This is a genomic window from Chitinimonas sp. JJ19 (assembly GCF_036961565.1).
Taxonomy (GTDB): domain Bacteria; phylum Pseudomonadota; class Gammaproteobacteria; order Burkholderiales; family Chitinimonadaceae; genus Chitinimonas.
The window spans coordinates 103,039-119,756 of the sequence record NZ_JBAMDD010000009.1; the positions used below are offsets into that span (position 1 = coordinate 103,039).

Consider the following 16,718-nt stretch of genomic DNA (forward strand, 5'->3'; position numbering starts at 1 on the left):
GCTCGCGCGCCCAGCCTGGTGCTACACACCATGACCCCTGAAATTAGGGGGGCGTGCGCCGCGTGCCCGACGGAGAGATGGGCCGCATTGCTACGCCTGAACCGATCCCGGACATTGCTGCCGTTACCGGGTAAAGCTGGCGCCCCTCTTTGTGGGCGTCTCGACAACTGCTACTGCTTAGGGTCTTACAAAGCGGCGGCTTCGCGTGCCAGTTGGGTGACAGCGCGCCAGTCGCCTGCTGCAATCCTGTCCTTGGGAACCAGCCAAGAACCGCCTACGCAACCCACATTGGGCAGCGCAAGAAAACGGGGAGCACTTTCGACGGTTACCCCACCGGTTGGGCAGAACAACACATCGGCAAACGGCCCTGCCATGGCTTTGAGCATGCCCATGCCGCCCGCTTGCTCGGCGGGGAACAGTTTCATGGCATCAAAGCCCCAACCCAGGGCGGCAATCACTTCCGAAGGCGTCATGACACCAGGCAGCAGGGCGATACCTGCAGCCTTGGCGGCTTGCGCCAACTCTTCAGTCAGGCCGGGCGTTACCGCAAACACAGCGCCCGCAGTCTTGGCCTCGGCAAACTGTTCGGGCCGCGTCACCGTACCCACACCGACGATGGCATCAGGCACGGCGGCCGCAATGGCCCGGACGGCAGCCAGTGCAACCGGCGTGCGCAGGGTGACTTCCAGCACGCGGATACCGCCCGCCACCAAGGCTTGCGCCAGGGGCACGGCATCTTCGATGCGGTCAATCACAATGACCGGCATGACTTTTGAGGCGCGCATTATGTCGCGAATATTCATCTTGTCCATTCCTTACTGCGGCAGCATAAAGCTCATTGCGCCCTGCTCCGCGCCGCTGGCGGCATGGCGGAAGACGGCAAACAGCTCACGGCCGTAGCCATATTCATTGGCAGACAGATCAACCACTGCCTGCTCGCGCGCCGCCCATACATCGGCCTCCACCAAGGCTTCCAGCACGCCGGATTCGGCGTCCAGCCGTATCACGTCGCCAGTACGGACCTTACCCAGTGGGCCATTGGCCAGGCACTCGGGTGTCACATGGATGGCGGCAGGCACCTTGCCAGACGCGCCCGACATGCGGCCATCGGTCACCATGGCCACCTTGAAGCCGCGATCCTGCAGCACGCCCAACGAGGGCGTGAGTTTGTGCAGTTCTGGCATGCCATTGGCGCGCGGCCCCTGGAAGCGGATGACAGCAACAAAATCCTTCTCCAGCTCGCCGCGCTTGAAGGCGGCAATCAGATCGTCCTGGGAGTCAAAAACCACGGCAGGCGCCTCGACGATGCGGTGCGCCGGCTGCACGGCAGACACCTTGATCACGGCGCGGCCGAGGTTACCGGACAGCAGTCGTAAGCCGCCATCGTGCTGGAAGGGCTTGGCCATCGAGCCGAGCACGCTCTCATCGTGGCTCTGGCGGGGCGAATCGCGCCATGCCAGCTTGCCGCCATCCAGCCAGGGTTCCTTGGCATAGCGACGCAAGCCCTGGCCCATGACGGTATGCACGTCCTCGTGCAGCAGGCCCGCATCCAGCAACTGCCCTATCAGGCAACCCATACCGCCTGCGGCATGGAAGTGATTCACATCGGCGCCACCATTGGGGTAGACCTTGGCCAGCAAAGGCACCACGGCCGAGATATCGTCAAAATCGGTCCAGTCGATAAGGATGCCGGCAGCACGGGCGATGGCGATCAAGTGTATGGCGTGGTTGGTGGAGCCACCCGTTGCCATCAGGCCGACCAGGCCATTGACGATGGCCCGTTCGTCCATGATCTGTGCCAAGGATATGTATTCGTTGCCCAGCGCCGTGATTGCCGCCACCCGACGGGCCGATTCGGCCGTCAACGCTTCGCGCAATGGGGTGCCAGGATTGACGAAAGCCGTACCAGGCAGATGCAGACCCATGATCTCCATCAGCATCTGATTGGAATTGGCAGTGCCGTAGAAAGTACAGGTGCCCGGGCCGTGGTAAGACTGCTCTTCTGCCTCCAGCAAGCCTTGCCTGTCTATCTTGCCCTCGGCATACAGTTGGCGTATGCGCGCTTTTTCCTTGTTCTCCATGCCCGAGGTCATGGGGCCTGCGGGCACAAACAAGGTAGGCAGATGGCCGAACTGCAATGCTCCGATCAGCAAGCCCGGAACAATCTTGTCGCACACGCCAAGCGCCAGCACGCCGTCGAACATCTGATGGCTCAAGGCCACCGCCGTGCTCATGGCAATCACATCGCGCGAAAACAGGCTGAGCTCCATACCGGCCTGGCCCTGCGTCACACCGTCGCACATGGCCGGTACGCCGCCAGCAAACTGTGCCGTGGCGCCCGCCTGGCGGGCAGCTTCCTTGATGATGGCCGGGTAATGTTCAAGTGGCTGGTGGGCCGACAGCATGTCGTTGTATGCCGACACAATGGCCAGATTGGGCTGGCGCTGCTCACGCAGCAGTATCTTGTCGCCCGCAGGCGACGCCGCAAAGGCATGAGCCAGGTTGGTGCAGGAGAGTCCCTTGCGCACCGGCTCCTTAGCCGCCCAAGCGGCAACATGGGCGAGATAGCTGGCCCGCGTGGGGCGGCTTTTCTCTCGGATTCGCTCGGTCACCTCGACCAGGCGCGGATGCAGACTCATCGAAACTCCCCGTGTCACCCGTCCGGGCTTCACTGGCTACGCTATGGGTTTGATATGCAAGACTTGTTCTTTTTATGTTCAACTCAACAAGCCCTTGTTGTTGCAGATGGTAGTTTTACTACAATCAAAAGGCAAGGAGCGGGTTTGAATTTTTACACTAAGCTGACAAGCTGTTGCACATAAGCCGCACCATCAAGGTGCTGAGCAGATCAAAATCCCCATCGTGTCGCAGCACCATGCCCCACAATGTTGCATCGCAGCACGGTAATGACAGTTTAATACATCTAACAAAACTACATTGCAGAGCGAGTTTGAAAGTAGTATTGTTTCAGAAAATCGGCTTCGGCCGGATTATCCATCCAATACAAACTGGGGAATTAAGGGATGAGCACGATTCAACCCTTTGACATGGTGTTGTTCGGTGGCACCGGTGATCTGGTCATGCGCAAGCTATTGCCTGCGCTCTACCATCAGCATCAGGATGCCAGCCTGCCCGAGCAGGGCCGCATCCTCTGTCTGGGACGCAGCCAGCCCGATCAGGCTGCCTACCTCGGCACCGCCGAGAAAGCCGCCCGAAAGTACCTTGGTGATTATTTCAATGAGAAGGATTGGGCCAGTTTTTCCAGCCGCCTTATCTATCTCAAGCTGGATGCGGGCGATAAGGCTGCATACAGTGTTCTGGCCGAACGATTGAATGAGTTCCCCGAGCATGTACGGGTGTTCTATCTCGCCACCGCCCCCAATTTGTTCGCCGGCATATGCGAAAACCTGGCCTCCGTTGCCCTGAACAAGGGTGGTGCGCGTGTAGTGCTGGAGAAACCGCTGGGGCATGACCTGGCTTCATCCCAGGCCATCAATGCCCAGGTCGGCAAGTTCTTCAAGGAAAGCCAGATCTACCGGATAGATCATTATCTGGGCAAGGAGGCCGTACAGAACCTGCTGGCCCTGCGCTTTGGCAATACCTTCTTCGAGCCCCTGTGGCGGCGCGAATGGGTACGTGACGTCCAGATCACCGTCACCGAGCAGGTCGGCGTGGAAGGTCGAGGCGACTTCTACGACAAGGCCGGCGCCCTGCGCGACATGATCCAGAACCACCTGCTGCAGTTGCTGTGCTTTATTGCCATGGAGCCCCCCGCCAGCGTCGACCCTGACGCGGTGCGTGACGAGAAGCTGAAGATACTGCGCGCCCTGCGTCGCTTCGGGCCGCAGGAAGTTGCCCAGAAATCGGTGCGCGGCCAGTACAAGGCCGGCGCCAGCGCAGGCAAACCTGCCGTCGGATATCTCGACGAGCCCGGTATTTCCGCCGAAAGCAAGACCGAGACCTTTGTGGCGCTCAAGGCCGAGATCGATACCTGGCGTTGGGCCGGCGTGCCCTTCTACCTGCGTACCGGCAAGCGCATGCAGGAGCGCCTGGCCGAGATCGTCATCAATTTCCGCCAGGTACCGCACTCCATCTTCCAGTTGCCCGCCTCCACCACCAGCAATCGTTTGGTGATACAGCTGCAACCAGAGGAGAGCGTCAAGATGTACCTGCTGGCCAAGCAGCCTGGCGACCAGATGAAGCTCAAGCAGGTGCACCTGGACCTGGACTTTGACGAGACCTTCAAGACCCGCCGCCCCGACGCCTATGAGCGCCTGTTGACCGATGTGATACGGGGCCGTCTGACCCTGTTCATGCGCCGCGACGAGCTTGATGAAGCGTGGCGCTGGGTTGAGCCGATACTGGATGGCTGGGAGCAAAGTGATGATGCCCCCAAGCAATACACCGCCGGCACCTGGGGCCCGGCCGCCAGCTCCGCCCTGCTGTCGCGCGACGGCTTTTGCTGGCACGAGGAAGGCTGAGCGATAAACCACAGCCTGTTAACACGGACATCGGGCCCAGCCGGCCCGATGTGCCATTTGGTGGCACGGACATGTACGGCATGGCCGACGAATACCCGACAAGAATGAGACAGCATGGCTGACGTGAACTTCCACGAATACGACTCCAGGGTAGACCTGGATATCTGCCTGGCCCGCGAAGTCGGCGCCGCACTGGAAATCGCCATTGCCGAGCGTGGTCATGCCAGCCTGGCGGTATCGGGCGGCAGAACACCGATAGGCATGTTCCAGCAGCTACGCCAGATGCGGCTGCAATGGGACAAGGTTTGGATCACCCTGGTCGATGATCGTTGGGTACCACCCAGCCACACCGACAGCAATGAGCTACTGGTGCGCGAGCATCTGCTCAAATACCAGGTGGAGGCCGCCCACTTCGTCAGCCTGCATACCGGCGCCGCCAGTGCCGAGGCCGCCGTGGCCGAGATAGAGGCGCGGCTGCAAGCAATTCCACAGCCTTTTGACGTACTGATACTGGGTATGGGCGAGGATGGCCATACCGCCAGTCTGTTCCCTTGTGCCAAGGAGCTGGAGGCTGCAGTCGCACCAAACAGTAGGCAAAGCGTGGTTGCCGTCAACCCTAGCACGGCGCCCTATGCCCGTATCAGCCTCACACTGGCGGCCATTGCCCAGGCGCGCAAGCTGCTGGTACACCTGACCGGCGACAAGAAACGGCAGATTTTCGAGCAGGCGCTGGCCAATAACCGCCAACGGTTACCGATAGCCCGCGTGCTGGATGCCGCACGTGGTCCCAAACATGTTTACTGGGCTGAATAGCGCACCATGAGCCTCGAACAAAGCTACCCCAGGCTGCTGGCCGATGTTGGCGGCACCAATGTCCGGTTTGCCCTGATACGTGCGGCAGGTGCCCCCATCAGCGACGAGCGCAATCTTGTCTGTGCAGACTATCCGGGCCCATTCGAAGCGGCACGGGCGTATCTGGACCCGTTGGCAGTCGCACCGCGCTGGGCCGCGATAGGCATTGCCACGCCGCTCTCCGGCGATGCAGTCAAGATGACCAACAACCACTGGGCTTTCTCGCAGGCAGCATTGCAAGCCCAACTGCAGCTAGACGAGCTCACTGTCATCAATGACTTCACCGCGCTGGCGCTGAGCCTGCCACTGCTGACCGACGAGGAACTGGTCAAAGTGGGCGGCGGCGAGCGCGACACCGATAGGCCTATTGCCCTGCTGGGCGCAGGCACCGGCCTGGGTGTTTCGGGCCTGATGCCCGCCCACCTGCCAGGCGAGACGCCGCGCTGGATTCCCATCCAGGGTGAAGGTGGCCATGTCTCGTTCTCTCCCTTCAATCACAAGGAAGACGAAATCCTGCGCATCCTGCGACAGGAGTTTGGCCATGTGTCAGCCGAGCGTCTGATATCCGGCCCCGGCGTGGTCAACCTGTATCGCGCCCTCAGCGAATTGAACCAGGTTGCCAACGAAGGCCTCAGCGCAGCCGACATCACCCAGCGTGGCGTAGCCAACGACTGCCCGCTGTGCCGCGAAACGGTAGACATATTCTGCGGCATGCTGGGCACGGCCGCGGCCAACCTGGCCGTTACCCTGGGTGCCCATGGCGGCCTGTATATCGGCGGCGGTGTCGTACCCAAGCTGGGCGATTACTTTGCCGCCTCGCCTTTCCGCAAGCGCTTCGAACAGAAGGGGCGTTTCTCCAACTACCTGGCAGCCGTGCCCAGCTACGTGATCGTGGCCAACAACCCGGCCCTGCGCGGTACCGCCGCCGCACTGAACGCCCTGGCAGCCCGCAAGGGCTACTGACCTAAAGACACGCGGGGAGACGCATACGAATATGCTGGAAAAGATCAAATCGCTGCTGCAGGAACTGTCGAAATCGGAACGCAAGGTGGCCGAACTGGTGCTGGCGCAACCCAACTTCGTCGCCCATGCGCCCATTGCACAGATTGCCGATATGGCCAATGTGTCGCAGCCCACCGTGATCCGTTTCTGCCGCTCGGTCGATTGCACCGGCCTGCAGGATTTCAAGCTGCGCCTGACACGCAGCCTGGTCTCCGGCGTGCCCTATGTGCACAGCGCAGTCGAGATGAGCGATACCGCCCACGACCTGGCCGCCAAGCTGTTCGACAACACCATCTCCAGCCTGATGCGCACGCGCAACGAGTTGAACCCGGATGCCATCGAACAAGCGGTCGATATCCTAGCCAAGGCACGCAAGATAGAATTCTACGGCCTGGGCAACAGCGGCATCATGGCGCAAGACGCGCAGCACAAGTTCTTCCGCCTGGGTGTGCCCTGTATTTCCTATTCCGATCCGCACATCCATGGCATGTCGGCCTCCCTGCTCAAGGCGGGCGACGCCGTCGTGGCCATCTCCAACTCGGGTCGTACCATAGACCTGATCCGGTCGGTGGAGCTGGCGCGTGAGGCTGGCGCACAGGTTATCGGCATTACCCATTCCAATTCGCCGCTGGCCAAGCGCTGCAATGTGACGCTGTATGCCGATACCCCGGAAGATCCCGACCTGTATTCACCGATGATTACCCGCATCGTGCATCTGGTCATCATCGATATCCTGGCCGTGGGTGTCGCACTGCGGCGCGGCCCGGAGTTGATAGACCAGCTGGAAAAGATCAAGCGCAACCTCAAGGAACGCCGCGTGCGCGGTTATGAGGACAGGTAAGACCCGCCCCCGCCTAACGCTACCCGACCCTTTACGATGACCGCTCTCACCACCCTACCCGCCTGGCAGCATATGTTGGCCCATGCCCAAAGGCTGAAAGCAATGGACTTGCGCCAGGCACTGGCACAGGATACTGCGCGTGCCGAACGCTACAGCATCAAGCAATGCGGCATCCTGCTGGACTACGCCAAGAACCGCATCGACGATGCCGCCCTGGCCAGCTTGTTCGAACTGGCCAGGACAACAGGCGTGGAGCAGAAGCGGGCTGCCATGTTGGCCGGGGGCCGCATCAATGCCACCGAGGGCCGGGCGGTCCTGCACACTGCGCTACGCGCGCCCCGCCATGCGCATATCGAGCTGGATGGCGAGAACATCGTACCGGCCGTCCATGCCGTACTGGACAGGATGAGCGATTTTGCCGAGCGCTTGCGCAGCGGTACCTGGCGAGGCCATGACGGGCAAGCGATCACCGATATCGTCAATATCGGCATAGGTGGTTCTGACCTCGGCCCTTTCATGGCTTGCGAAGCGCTCAAGGACTACGGCGCCACCCACCTCAGGCTGCACTTCGTCTCCACCGTCGATGGCTGGCAACTCAGCAATGTACTGGGTCGACTCAATCCTGCCACCACCTTGTTCATCGTTGCGTCCAAGACTTTCACCACGCAGGAGACGCTGACCAACGCACGCGCCGCTCGCGCCTGGCTGGTGGCCGCCCTGGGTACCGAAGCGGCGGTGGCACGGCATTTTGTGGCCGTCTCCACCAATGCCGATGCAGTCCGCCAGTTCGGCATCGATACCGACAATATGTTCGGCTTCTGGGATTGGGTAGGCGGGCGCTACTCCCTCTGGTCTGCCATAGGCCTACCCATCCTGCTGTACATCGGCCCCGACCATTTCCGCGCACTGCTGGCGGGCGCACATGCCATGGACCAGCACTTTGCCAACGCCCCGCTGGAGCAGAACCTGCCAGCCATATTGGCGCTGCTAGGCGTGTTCTATATCAATGGCATGGGTGCCAGCACCCACCTGGTTTCTCCCTACAACCAGCCACTGCATCGATTACCGGCCTATCTGCAACAGCTGGACATGGAGTCCAACGGCAAAGCCGTGCGTCTGGATGGTAGCAAAGTGGATTACCATACTGGCCCAGTCATCTGGGGCGAGCCTGGCATCAACGGCCAGCATGCCTATTACCAGTTGCTGCACCAGGGTACCGAACTGATCCCCGCCGATTTCATCGCCAGCCTGGAGAATCCCGCCAGTTCACCCGAGCACAACCTGATACTGCTGGCCAATTTCCTGGCCCAAACAGAGGCATTGATGCGCGGCAAGAACGAGGCCGAGGTCAGGGCAGAGCTGCTTGCCCAGGGGCTGGCAGGTGAGGCACTGGAGGCGCTGGTGCCGCATAAGGTATTCAGCGGCAACCGGCCGACCAATACCTTGTTGCTGGACAGGCTGGATCCAGCCAGCCTGGGTAGCCTGATTGCCCTGTACGAGCACAAGGTGTTCGTGCAAGGCGTGATCTGGGGTATCAACTCCTACGACCAATGGGGGGTGGAGCTGGGTAAGCAGTTGGCCAGAACCGTGGAGGCAGAGCTGAAGTCCGGCGCGCCAGTGCTGGCACATGACGCCTCCACCAACCGCTTGATCGATTACGTACGACGCGCACTGAATCCATAATTTTTGACCGCAATCGCGGTCAGCCACGATGCACGCGGCGGGGGATTGCGTTATAAAGGCGGTCTTGCCCCGCAGCTAGAAGAACGGAGAATCGCATGCAGCAAGCCTTTGCGTCGCGCCTGGGGCGCCTGGCACTCGTCGCACTGATGGTGAGCGGCGCCAGCGCCATGGACTCAAGCCAGCGTTGGTCTGAGACGGATGACTATGTGAAACTGGAAGCCGTGAATGCGGGCAATCAGCATCCAGTCAGCTTTAGCACCGAACAGTTGCAAGCCTTGCTGGCACACTTCTACAAGCTGGATTCCAGCCGGGAGTCCGTGCCTTATTTCAGCGAAGACGAGATCGAGCGGCTGTCCAAGTCCTTGATCGCGCAATTTGCCAAGGCCAAGGCAGAGGACGACCTGCTGTTCGGCACCTCCTATCGCCCAGGCAGTATCCCCTTGCTGCCACGTTCCCTGAATGCAGGCCGTTTGTTTGTCGAGAATGGCAGGCTCAACCTGCTGATAGGCATGTGCGGCAGCACGCAGGATGTCTTGTTCCAGCGGCCCAGTGGCAGTGCCCGTACCCTGATACACGGTAGCCGTATCAAATCGCAGGCCGATCTAGGCTGCGAGCTGCAGGCCAGCAACGTGGTGCAACGGGTCGGCAACCGTCCGGACTGGGTCAGCCTGGATATCCCGACTGCCCTTGCCACCAAGCCGACAACCACCTTTGGCACAGCCAAGGTGCCTGACACCACCACATTCAAGCCAGCCGATACGGTTGCTGCACCAGCACCGGTTAGCCCAGCCCCGGCTCAAGCCGCGCCGCAGGCAGCACAGCCGGCCGCAGCAGCGCCGCAAACCATATTGCCCGCAGCACCGGCCAGCAAGGTGGAAGAGCGCTTGATCCTGCTGAAGCGGCTCAAGGATAACGGCCTGATCGACGATGCCGAGTACGCGCAAAAGCGTGCCGCCATCCTGAAAGAGCTGTAACAACCGGGCTGCCATAATGGCGGCCCGCCGCATTCCTGCGGTAGCAATGACTGATACCCACCCGATCATCCGGCGCCCGTCCGGCGGGTGAGGAGCGTGACCTGCACTACCGTCACGTATACCGGGCCAGCAGTGACAAAGAGGCCATAAGGCCCAATGAGCCGGCAATTGCCAGTTCGCAACCCAAGCAGTAGAGACAACATTGAAGCGCACAACTCACGCTTCGCTGGCCTTGCCTGAGCGCCAGCCACCCATTCTGCCGTGCTGCCAGAACCTGGCCGCACGCGCCGCCGTACCCCCAAGCGATCTACAACACGCCCCTGCACACCCTGCGGGGTGGCGTGCGCTTGCATCCCTATTCCTATAACGAAACCCACAAGGTACCCAAGATGGCAGAGCACAACGACGATCTCGATCCGATAGAAACACGCGAGTGGCTTGAGGCCCTGGACGGCGTGATCGAGAGCGAGGGCCCTGAGCGCGCCCACTTCATCATCGAGAAGCTGATAGAAGAAGCCACCGAGCGCGGCGCCAATATCCCCTACAGTGCCAATACCCAATACATCAATACCATTCCGGTGGAGATGGAGCCGCCCTTTCCTGGCGACACCACCAAAGAACATAAGATCCGCGCCTATACGCGCTGGAACGCCATGGCCATGGTGGTACGCGCCAACAAGCACACCAATGTTGGCGGCCATATCGCCTCGTTTGCGTCCGCAGCCACCCTGTATGACGTGGGCTACAACCACTTCTGGCATGCACCCAGCGAGAACCATGGCGGCGACCTGGTGTTTGTCCAGGGCCACGTGGCGACCGGTGTCTACTCGCGCGCCTACCTGCTGGGCCGCCTGAGCGAAGAACAAATGAACAACTTCCGCCAGGAAGTGGGTGGCAAAGGCTTGTCCAGCTACCCCCACCCCTGGCTGATGCCGGATTTCTGGCAGTTCCCCACCGTATCGATGGGCCTGGGCCCGCTACTGGCCATTTACCAGGCCCGCTTCATGAAATACATGCAGGATCGCGGCATGGCACAGACCGAGGGCCGCAAGGTCTGGGCCTTCTGTGGTGATGGCGAGATGGACGAGCCGGAATCGCTGGGTGCCATCGGCATGGCCGGCCGCGAGCGGCTGGACAATCTGGTATTCGTGATCAACTGCAACCTGCAGCGCCTTGATGGCCCGGTGCGTGGTAATGGCAAGATCATCCAGGAACTGGAGAGCGAATTCCGCGGCTCGGGCTGGAATGTGATCAAGCTGGTGTGGGGCACCAAGTGGGATGCCCTGTTCGCACGCGACAAGAAGGGCATCCTGGCCAAGCGCATGATGGCCATCGTCGATGGCGAATACCAGACCATGAAGGCCAAGGACGGCGCTTATGTCCGCGAGCATTTCTTCAACACGCCCGAACTGAAGGCGCTGGTGCAGGACTGGTCCGACAAGGACATCTGGGACCTGAATCGAGGCGGTCACGATCCCGCCAAGATCTACGCTGCCTTCAAGGCCGCAACCGATACCAAGGGCATGCCCACCGTCATCCTGGCCAAGACCGTCAAGGGCTATGGCATGGGCTCGGCCGGCGAGGCCATGAACATCACCCACCAGCAGAAAAAGCTGGATATCGACTCGATCAAGCAGTTCCGCGACCGCTTTGGCATACCGGTGGCCGACGACCAGCTGGAGAAGGTGCCCTTCGTCAAGTTTGAGGAAGGCTCGCCTGAGCTGGAATACATGCGAGGCCACAGGAATGCGCTCGGCGGCTACCTGCCGCAACGCCGCGCCAAGGCCTACGCACTGGAAGTGCCGCCGCTGTCCAGCTTCGATACCCTGCTGAAGGGCTCGGGCGCCGGCAAGGAATACTCCACCACCATGGCTTTTGTCCGCATGCTGACCCAGTTGCTGAAGGACAAGAACATCGGCAAGCACATCGTGCCCATCGTGCCTGATGAATCGCGCACTTTCGGCATGGAAGGCCTGTTCCGCCAGGTAGGCATATGGAATCAGGAAGGCCAGAAGTATGTGCCGCAGGACGCCGACCAACTGATGTTCTACAAGGAATCCAAGGACGGCCAGATCCTGCAGGAAGGCATCAACGAAGCCGGCGGCATGTGTGACTGGATTGCTGCGGGTACCTCCTACAGCACCCATGGCGTGCCCATGATTCCGTTCTACATCTATTACTCGATGTTCGGTTTCCAGCGTGTAGGTGATCTGGCCTGGCTGGCTGGCGACATGCGTACCCGGGGCTTCCTGCTGGGCGGCACCGCGGGTCGTACCACGCTCAATGGCGAGGGCTTGCAGCACGAGGACGGCCATTCGCACCTGATCTCGGCCACTATCCCCAACTGCATCTCCTATGACCCGACTTTCGGCTTTGAAGTGGCCGTCATCGTGCAGGACGGCATGCGCCGCATGTATGCCGAGCAGCAGGACGTGTATTACTACATCACCCTGATGAACGAGAACTACGAGCACCCTGCCATGCCGGCCGATGTTGAAGCAGGCATCGTCAAGGGCATGTACCTGCTGAAGCAAGGCGGTGCGGGCGATCTGCGCGTGCAGTTGCTGGGTTCCGGCACCATCTTCAATGAAGTGATCGCCGCTGCGCAGTTGCTGCGCGATGACTGGGGCGTGGAGGCCGATCTGTGGAGCTGCCCAAGCTTTACCGAACTGGCCCGCGACGGTATGGCAGTGGAGCGGGAAAACCTGCTCAACCCGCTGGCCGAACCCAAGCTGCCCTATGTGACCCAATGCCTGAAGGACACCCAGGGCCCGGTGGTGGTGGCAACCGACTATATGCGCCTCTACGCCGAGCAGATACGCGCCCATGTGCCACGCCGTTACGTAGTACTCGGCACCGATGGCTTCGGCCGCTCGGACACGCGCGAACAGCTACGGCAATTCTTTGAGGTCAATCGCCACTATGTGACGGTAGCTGCGCTGAAATCGCTGGCCGACGATGGCAAGCTGCCGCGTGCCAAGGTGGCAGAAGCCCTGGCCAAGTACGGTATCGATAGCACCAAGCCCGCCCCTTGGACCGTTTAACCACGTGAAAAGTGGAACGTGAAAGGTGAAATGTGGTGAAACACCACGTTTCACATTTCACCGCCGCATGACGGCTTCACGTTTCACGGAGGATGAAAATGAGCAATCTGATTGAACTGAAAGTGCCCGACATTGGCGATGCCAAGGATGTCGACGTGATTGAAGTCTTTGTCAAACCAGGCGATGTGATCAAGAAGGATGATTCGCTGATCACCCTGGAAACCGACAAGGCCAGCATGGAAGTCCCGGCCAGCGCCGCCGGCTTGGTCAAGGAAGTCCGCCTCAAGGTGGGCGACAAGGCCTCTGAAGGCAGCGTGGTAGTCGTGATAGAAGCGGGTGCTGCTGCCGCTGCGCCCGCTGCAGCGCCTGCGGCCGCGCCCGTGTCCGAAGTCGCAGCCCCCCCCGTAGCAGCGCCAGTTGCCGCACAAGCTGCTGCCAGCACGTCGATCGAGGTCAAGGTGCCCGATATCGGTGACGCCAGCAATGTCGACGTCATCGAAGTCTTCGTCAAAGTCGGTGACAGCGTGAAGAAGGATGACTCCCTGATCACACTGGAAACCGACAAGGCCAGCATGGAAGTGCCCTCCCCTGTTGCCGGTGTCGTGCAAAGCCTAGCCATCAAGGTGGGCGACAAGGCATCGGAAGGTACGCTGATCCTGACCCTGTCCACGCAAGTTGGTGCCGCCGCGACACCCGCCCCCGCAGCCAGTACTCCCACCCCGCCTGCAGCGGCGCCTGCCGTTGCGGCGACTCCCCCTGCACCCGCAGTCGCCGCCGTTAGCCCAGCACCTGCAGCCAAGGTTGATGAAGCCGGCTTCAAGACCGCCCATGCCAGCCCGTCGGTACGCAAGTTTGCCCGCGAGCTGGGAGTGGACCTGGCTCGTGTCAAGGGTAGCGGCCCCAAGGGACGCATTGTTGCCAGCGATATTCAGGCTTTCGTCAAGAACGTACTCAGCGGCGCCGTGGCCGGTACTGCCACGCCCACCAATGGCAGTGGCAGCGGCCTAGACCTGCTGCCCTGGCCCAAGGTCGACTTCGCCAAGTACGGCCCAATCGAGGCCAAGCCACTCTCGCGTATCAAGAAGATTTCGGGCGCCAACCTGGCGCGCAACTGGGTCATGATTCCGCACGTCACCCAGTTCGACGAAGCCGATATCACGGACATGGAAGCCTTCCGCAAGGAAATGGGCGAGGAACTGAAAAAGCAGAACCTCAAGATCACCCCCTTGGCCTTCATCATCAAGGCCGTGGTCGCAGCGCTGAAGAAATTCCCCGACTTCAACAGCAGCCTCGACGGTGAGAACCTGGTGCTGAAGCAGTATTTCCATATCGGTTTTGCCGCCGACACCCCCAATGGCCTGGTGGTGCCGGTCATACGCGATGCCGACAAGAAGTCGCTGATCGAGCTGGCGACCGAAACCGGCGCCCTGGCGGCCAAAGCACGCGACGGCAAGCTGCTGCCGGCCGAGATGCAGGGCGGTTGCTTCTCCATCTCCTCGCTCGGCGGGGTCGGGGGAACGGCCTTCACGCCCATCGTCAATGCACCGGAAGTCGCCATCCTCGGGGTTTCCAAGTCCAGCATCAAGCCAGTCTGGAACGGCAGCGAGTTTACTCCGCGGTTGATCCTGCCGCTCTCGCTGAGCTATGACCACCGTGTGATCGACGGCGCTTCGGCAGCCCGGTTCACCACCTATCTGTCACAGGTACTGGGCGATATCCGCCGCCTGATGCTTTAACCCCAAGTGAACAATGGAAGCGTGAAGGACCAGCCTGCAAACCCCACGGCCCAGCCTGTCCAGGCCAGGTAGTGATGCGCCAGCGGCAGCGAGCGTGGGCTTGAGGGTAGGTCCGGCAAGTGGGGCGGCCGCCAGGCCCTCTCGCTTTCCATCGCCACCCGGCGGTATCACGTTTCACGGAGGAACCCCCATGAGCAATGTGATTGAATTGAAGGTCCCCGACATTGGCGATGCCAAGGACGTGGATGTGATCGAAGTCTTCGTCAAGGTAGGCGACAGCATCGCCAAGGAAGACTCACTGATCACCCTGGAAACCGACAAGGCCAGCATGGAAGTCCCGGCCAGTGCCGCCGGTGTGGTCAAGGAAATCCGGATCAAGGTCGGTGACAAAGTCAGTGAGGGCAGCGTGATGCTGCTGCTGGAGGCACGTGAGGCCACGGCGACCAGCCCTGCTGCGCCACCCGCCGCCGCACCCGCTGCGCCGGTTGCAGCCGCCGTAGCCACACCGCAACCTGCCAGCCATGGCGGCGCGGCTGACGCTGAATACGATGTCCTGGTTCTGGGCGGCGGTCCTGGCGGCTATTCTGCCGCCTTCCGCGCCGCGGACCTGGGCCTGAAGGTGGCCATGGTCGAGCGTTACGCGACGCTGGGTGGCGTTTGCCTGAACGTGGGCTGCATCCCCTCGAAAGCCTTGCTGCATAACGCCGCTGTCATTGACGAGGTGCGCCATCTGGCCGCCAACGGCATCAAGTATCCCGAGCCGGAGATTGATCTGGATGCCCTGCGTGGCTACAAGAACAAAGTGATCGGTAAGCTGACTACCGGGCTGACCGGCATGGCCAAGGCCCGCAAGGTCGAGGTGGTACGTGGCTTGGGACGCTTTCTTGACCCCTACCATGTCGAGGTTGAGCTCACAACCGGCACAGGCCAGGAAAAAACCGGCCAGAAGCAGGTGATCAAGTTCAAGCAGGCCATCATCGCAGCCGGTTCCCGCGTGGTGAAGTTGCCCTTCATCCCTGAGGACCCACGCATCGTCGACAGTACGGGTGCGCTCGGACTGCAAGCTGTTCCCAAGAAAATGCTGGTGATAGGTGGTGGCATCATTGGCCTGGAAATGGGCACGGTCTACTCCACACTGGGTGCCCGCCTGGATGTAGTCGAAATGATGGACGGCCTGATGCAGGGCGCAGATCGCGACCTAGTGCGGGTATGGCAGAAGATGAATGCCCACCGTTTCGACAACATCATGCTCAAGACCAAGACAGTCGCGGTCGAAGCCAAGCCCGACGGCATCTATGTCACCTTCGAGGGTGATGCAGCACCCAAGGAGGCACAGCGCTACGATATGGTGCTGGTCGCTGCTGGCCGTGCCCCCAATGGCAAGCTGATCGGCGCCGAGCAGGCTGGCGTGGCCGTGACCGACCGGGGCTTTATCGAGGTGGACAAGCAGATGCGCACCAATGTGCCGCATATCTTTGCCATCGGCGATATCGTCGGCCAACCCATGCTGGCGCACAAGGCCGTGCACGAGGGCCATGTGGCTGCCGAAGTGGCTGCCGGCCACAAAGCCTACTTCGACGCCCGCGCCATCCCTGGCGTGGCCTATACCGACCCGGAAGTGGCGTGGGTGGGGGTGACCGAGGACGAAGCCAAGAAGAATGGCATCAAGATCGAAAAATCGGTCTTCCCCTGGGCCGCTTCCGGCCGCGCCATCGCCAATGGCCGCGACGAGGGATTCACCAAGCTGATTTTCGACGCGGAGACCCACAGGCTGATCGGGGGTGCCATCGTGGGCACCCATGCCGGCGATATGCTGGGCGAGATAGGCCTGGCGATAGAGATGGGGTGTGATCCTACCGATATCGGCAAGACCATCCATGCTCACCCGACACTGGGCGAGTCCATAGGCTTGGCGGCCGAAGTGGCCGAGGGCAGCTGTACCGACCTGCCGCCTGTACGCAAGAAATAATCGGGCTGCAAGCACAACGCCGGCTTAGCCCCATGAGGGTTGGCCGGCGTTGTCTTGCCGGCGTGTCATCTGCAAGTGCTTGAGCAAACAGGCTACCGACCATCGGTTACCTTGATAATGCTCACTATGGCCTATG

General features: G+C 61.0%; 11 protein-coding genes. 9 read left to right on the forward strand and 2 right to left on the reverse strand.

Going from position 1 to position 16,718, the window contains the following annotated elements:
• Nucleotides 1-185 precede the first annotated feature (185 nt).
• Both eda and edd read right to left on the reverse strand, forming a co-directional pair.
• Complete coding sequence (eda, locus tag V7714_RS12830) at nt 186-812, reverse strand: bifunctional 4-hydroxy-2-oxoglutarate aldolase/2-dehydro-3-deoxy-phosphogluconate aldolase (protein ID WP_335710087.1); 627 nt, start codon at nt 810-812, stop codon at nt 186-188.
• A gap of 3 nt (nt 813-815) precedes the next feature.
• A complete protein-coding gene (gene edd, locus V7714_RS12835) occupies nt 816-2,639 on the reverse strand; it encodes a phosphogluconate dehydratase (protein ID WP_335710088.1) in 1,824 nt (607 codons plus the stop codon).
• Between the two features lie 384 nt (nt 2,640-3,023).
• On the opposite strand from edd, the gene zwf reads away from it, so the two are divergent.
• The 9 genes from zwf (at nt 3,024) to lpdA (ending at nt 16,582) form a co-directional block, all read left to right on the forward strand.
• Nucleotides 3,024-4,481 (forward strand): glucose-6-phosphate dehydrogenase, encoded by a 1,458-nt coding sequence (gene zwf, locus V7714_RS12840; protein ID WP_284195926.1) that lies wholly within the window; start codon nt 3,024-3,026, stop codon nt 4,479-4,481.
• Nucleotides 4,482-4,595: 114 nt separating this feature from the next.
• On the forward strand, nt 4,596-5,294 hold the full coding sequence (pgl, locus tag V7714_RS12845; protein WP_335710089.1) for a 6-phosphogluconolactonase: 699 nt from the start codon (nt 4,596-4,598) through the stop codon (nt 5,292-5,294).
• A gap of 6 nt (nt 5,295-5,300) precedes the next feature.
• The gene (locus tag V7714_RS12850) at nt 5,301-6,296 is read left to right on the forward strand and encodes a glucokinase (protein ID WP_335710090.1); all 996 of its coding nucleotides are present in this window, start codon (nt 5,301-5,303) and stop codon (nt 6,294-6,296) included.
• A 31-nt stretch (nt 6,297-6,327) separates the two neighbouring features.
• Nucleotides 6,328-7,176 (forward strand): transcriptional regulator HexR, encoded by an 849-nt coding sequence (gene hexR, locus V7714_RS12855; protein WP_284195923.1) that lies wholly within the window; start codon nt 6,328-6,330, stop codon nt 7,174-7,176.
• A 36-nt stretch (nt 7,177-7,212) separates the two neighbouring features.
• Nucleotides 7,213-8,859: a glucose-6-phosphate isomerase gene (pgi, locus tag V7714_RS12860; protein ID WP_335710091.1), complete on the forward strand. Its 1,647-nt coding sequence runs from the start codon at nt 7,213-7,215 to the stop codon at nt 8,857-8,859.
• 95 nt (nt 8,860-8,954) lie between these two features.
• Nucleotides 8,955-9,833, forward strand: coding sequence for an SHOCT domain-containing protein (locus V7714_RS12865; RefSeq protein WP_335710092.1), 879 nt, complete (start codon nt 8,955-8,957; stop codon nt 9,831-9,833).
• A 389-nt stretch (nt 9,834-10,222) separates the two neighbouring features.
• Nucleotides 10,223-12,877: a pyruvate dehydrogenase (acetyl-transferring), homodimeric type gene (gene aceE / locus V7714_RS12870; RefSeq protein WP_335710159.1), complete on the forward strand. Its 2,655-nt coding sequence runs from the start codon at nt 10,223-10,225 to the stop codon at nt 12,875-12,877.
• 98 nt (nt 12,878-12,975) lie between these two features.
• A complete protein-coding gene (gene aceF / locus V7714_RS12875; RefSeq protein ID WP_335710093.1) occupies nt 12,976-14,613 on the forward strand; it encodes a dihydrolipoyllysine-residue acetyltransferase in 1,638 nt (545 codons plus the stop codon).
• Nucleotides 14,614-14,803: 190 nt separating this feature from the next.
• Complete coding sequence (gene lpdA, locus V7714_RS12880; protein ID WP_335710094.1) at nt 14,804-16,582, forward strand: dihydrolipoyl dehydrogenase; 1,779 nt, start codon at nt 14,804-14,806, stop codon at nt 16,580-16,582.
• Nucleotides 16,583-16,718 lie beyond the last annotated feature (136 nt).

Bases quoted from the DNA above. Each gene is read 5' to 3' on its own strand.
- eda (WP_335710087.1), bottom strand. From the start codon at position 812: ATGGACAAGATGAATATTCGCGACATAATGCGCGCCTCAAAAGTCATG.
- edd (WP_335710088.1), bottom strand. From the start codon at position 2,639: ATGAGTCTGCATCCGCGCCTGGTCGAGGTGACCGAGCGAATCCGAGAG.
- zwf (WP_284195926.1), top strand. From the start codon at position 3,024: ATGAGCACGATTCAACCCTTTGACATGGTGTTGTTCGGTGGCACCGGT.
- pgl (WP_335710089.1), top strand. From the start codon at position 4,596: ATGGCTGACGTGAACTTCCACGAATACGACTCCAGGGTAGACCTGGAT.
- V7714_RS12850 (WP_335710090.1), top strand. From the start codon at position 5,301: ATGAGCCTCGAACAAAGCTACCCCAGGCTGCTGGCCGATGTTGGCGGC.
- hexR (WP_284195923.1), top strand. From the start codon at position 6,328: ATGCTGGAAAAGATCAAATCGCTGCTGCAGGAACTGTCGAAATCGGAA.
- pgi (WP_335710091.1), top strand. From the start codon at position 7,213: ATGACCGCTCTCACCACCCTACCCGCCTGGCAGCATATGTTGGCCCAT.
- V7714_RS12865 (WP_335710092.1), top strand. From the start codon at position 8,955: ATGCAGCAAGCCTTTGCGTCGCGCCTGGGGCGCCTGGCACTCGTCGCA.
- aceE (WP_335710159.1), top strand. From the start codon at position 10,223: ATGGCAGAGCACAACGACGATCTCGATCCGATAGAAACACGCGAGTGG.
- aceF (WP_335710093.1), top strand. From the start codon at position 12,976: ATGAGCAATCTGATTGAACTGAAAGTGCCCGACATTGGCGATGCCAAG.
- lpdA (WP_335710094.1), top strand. From the start codon at position 14,804: ATGAGCAATGTGATTGAATTGAAGGTCCCCGACATTGGCGATGCCAAG.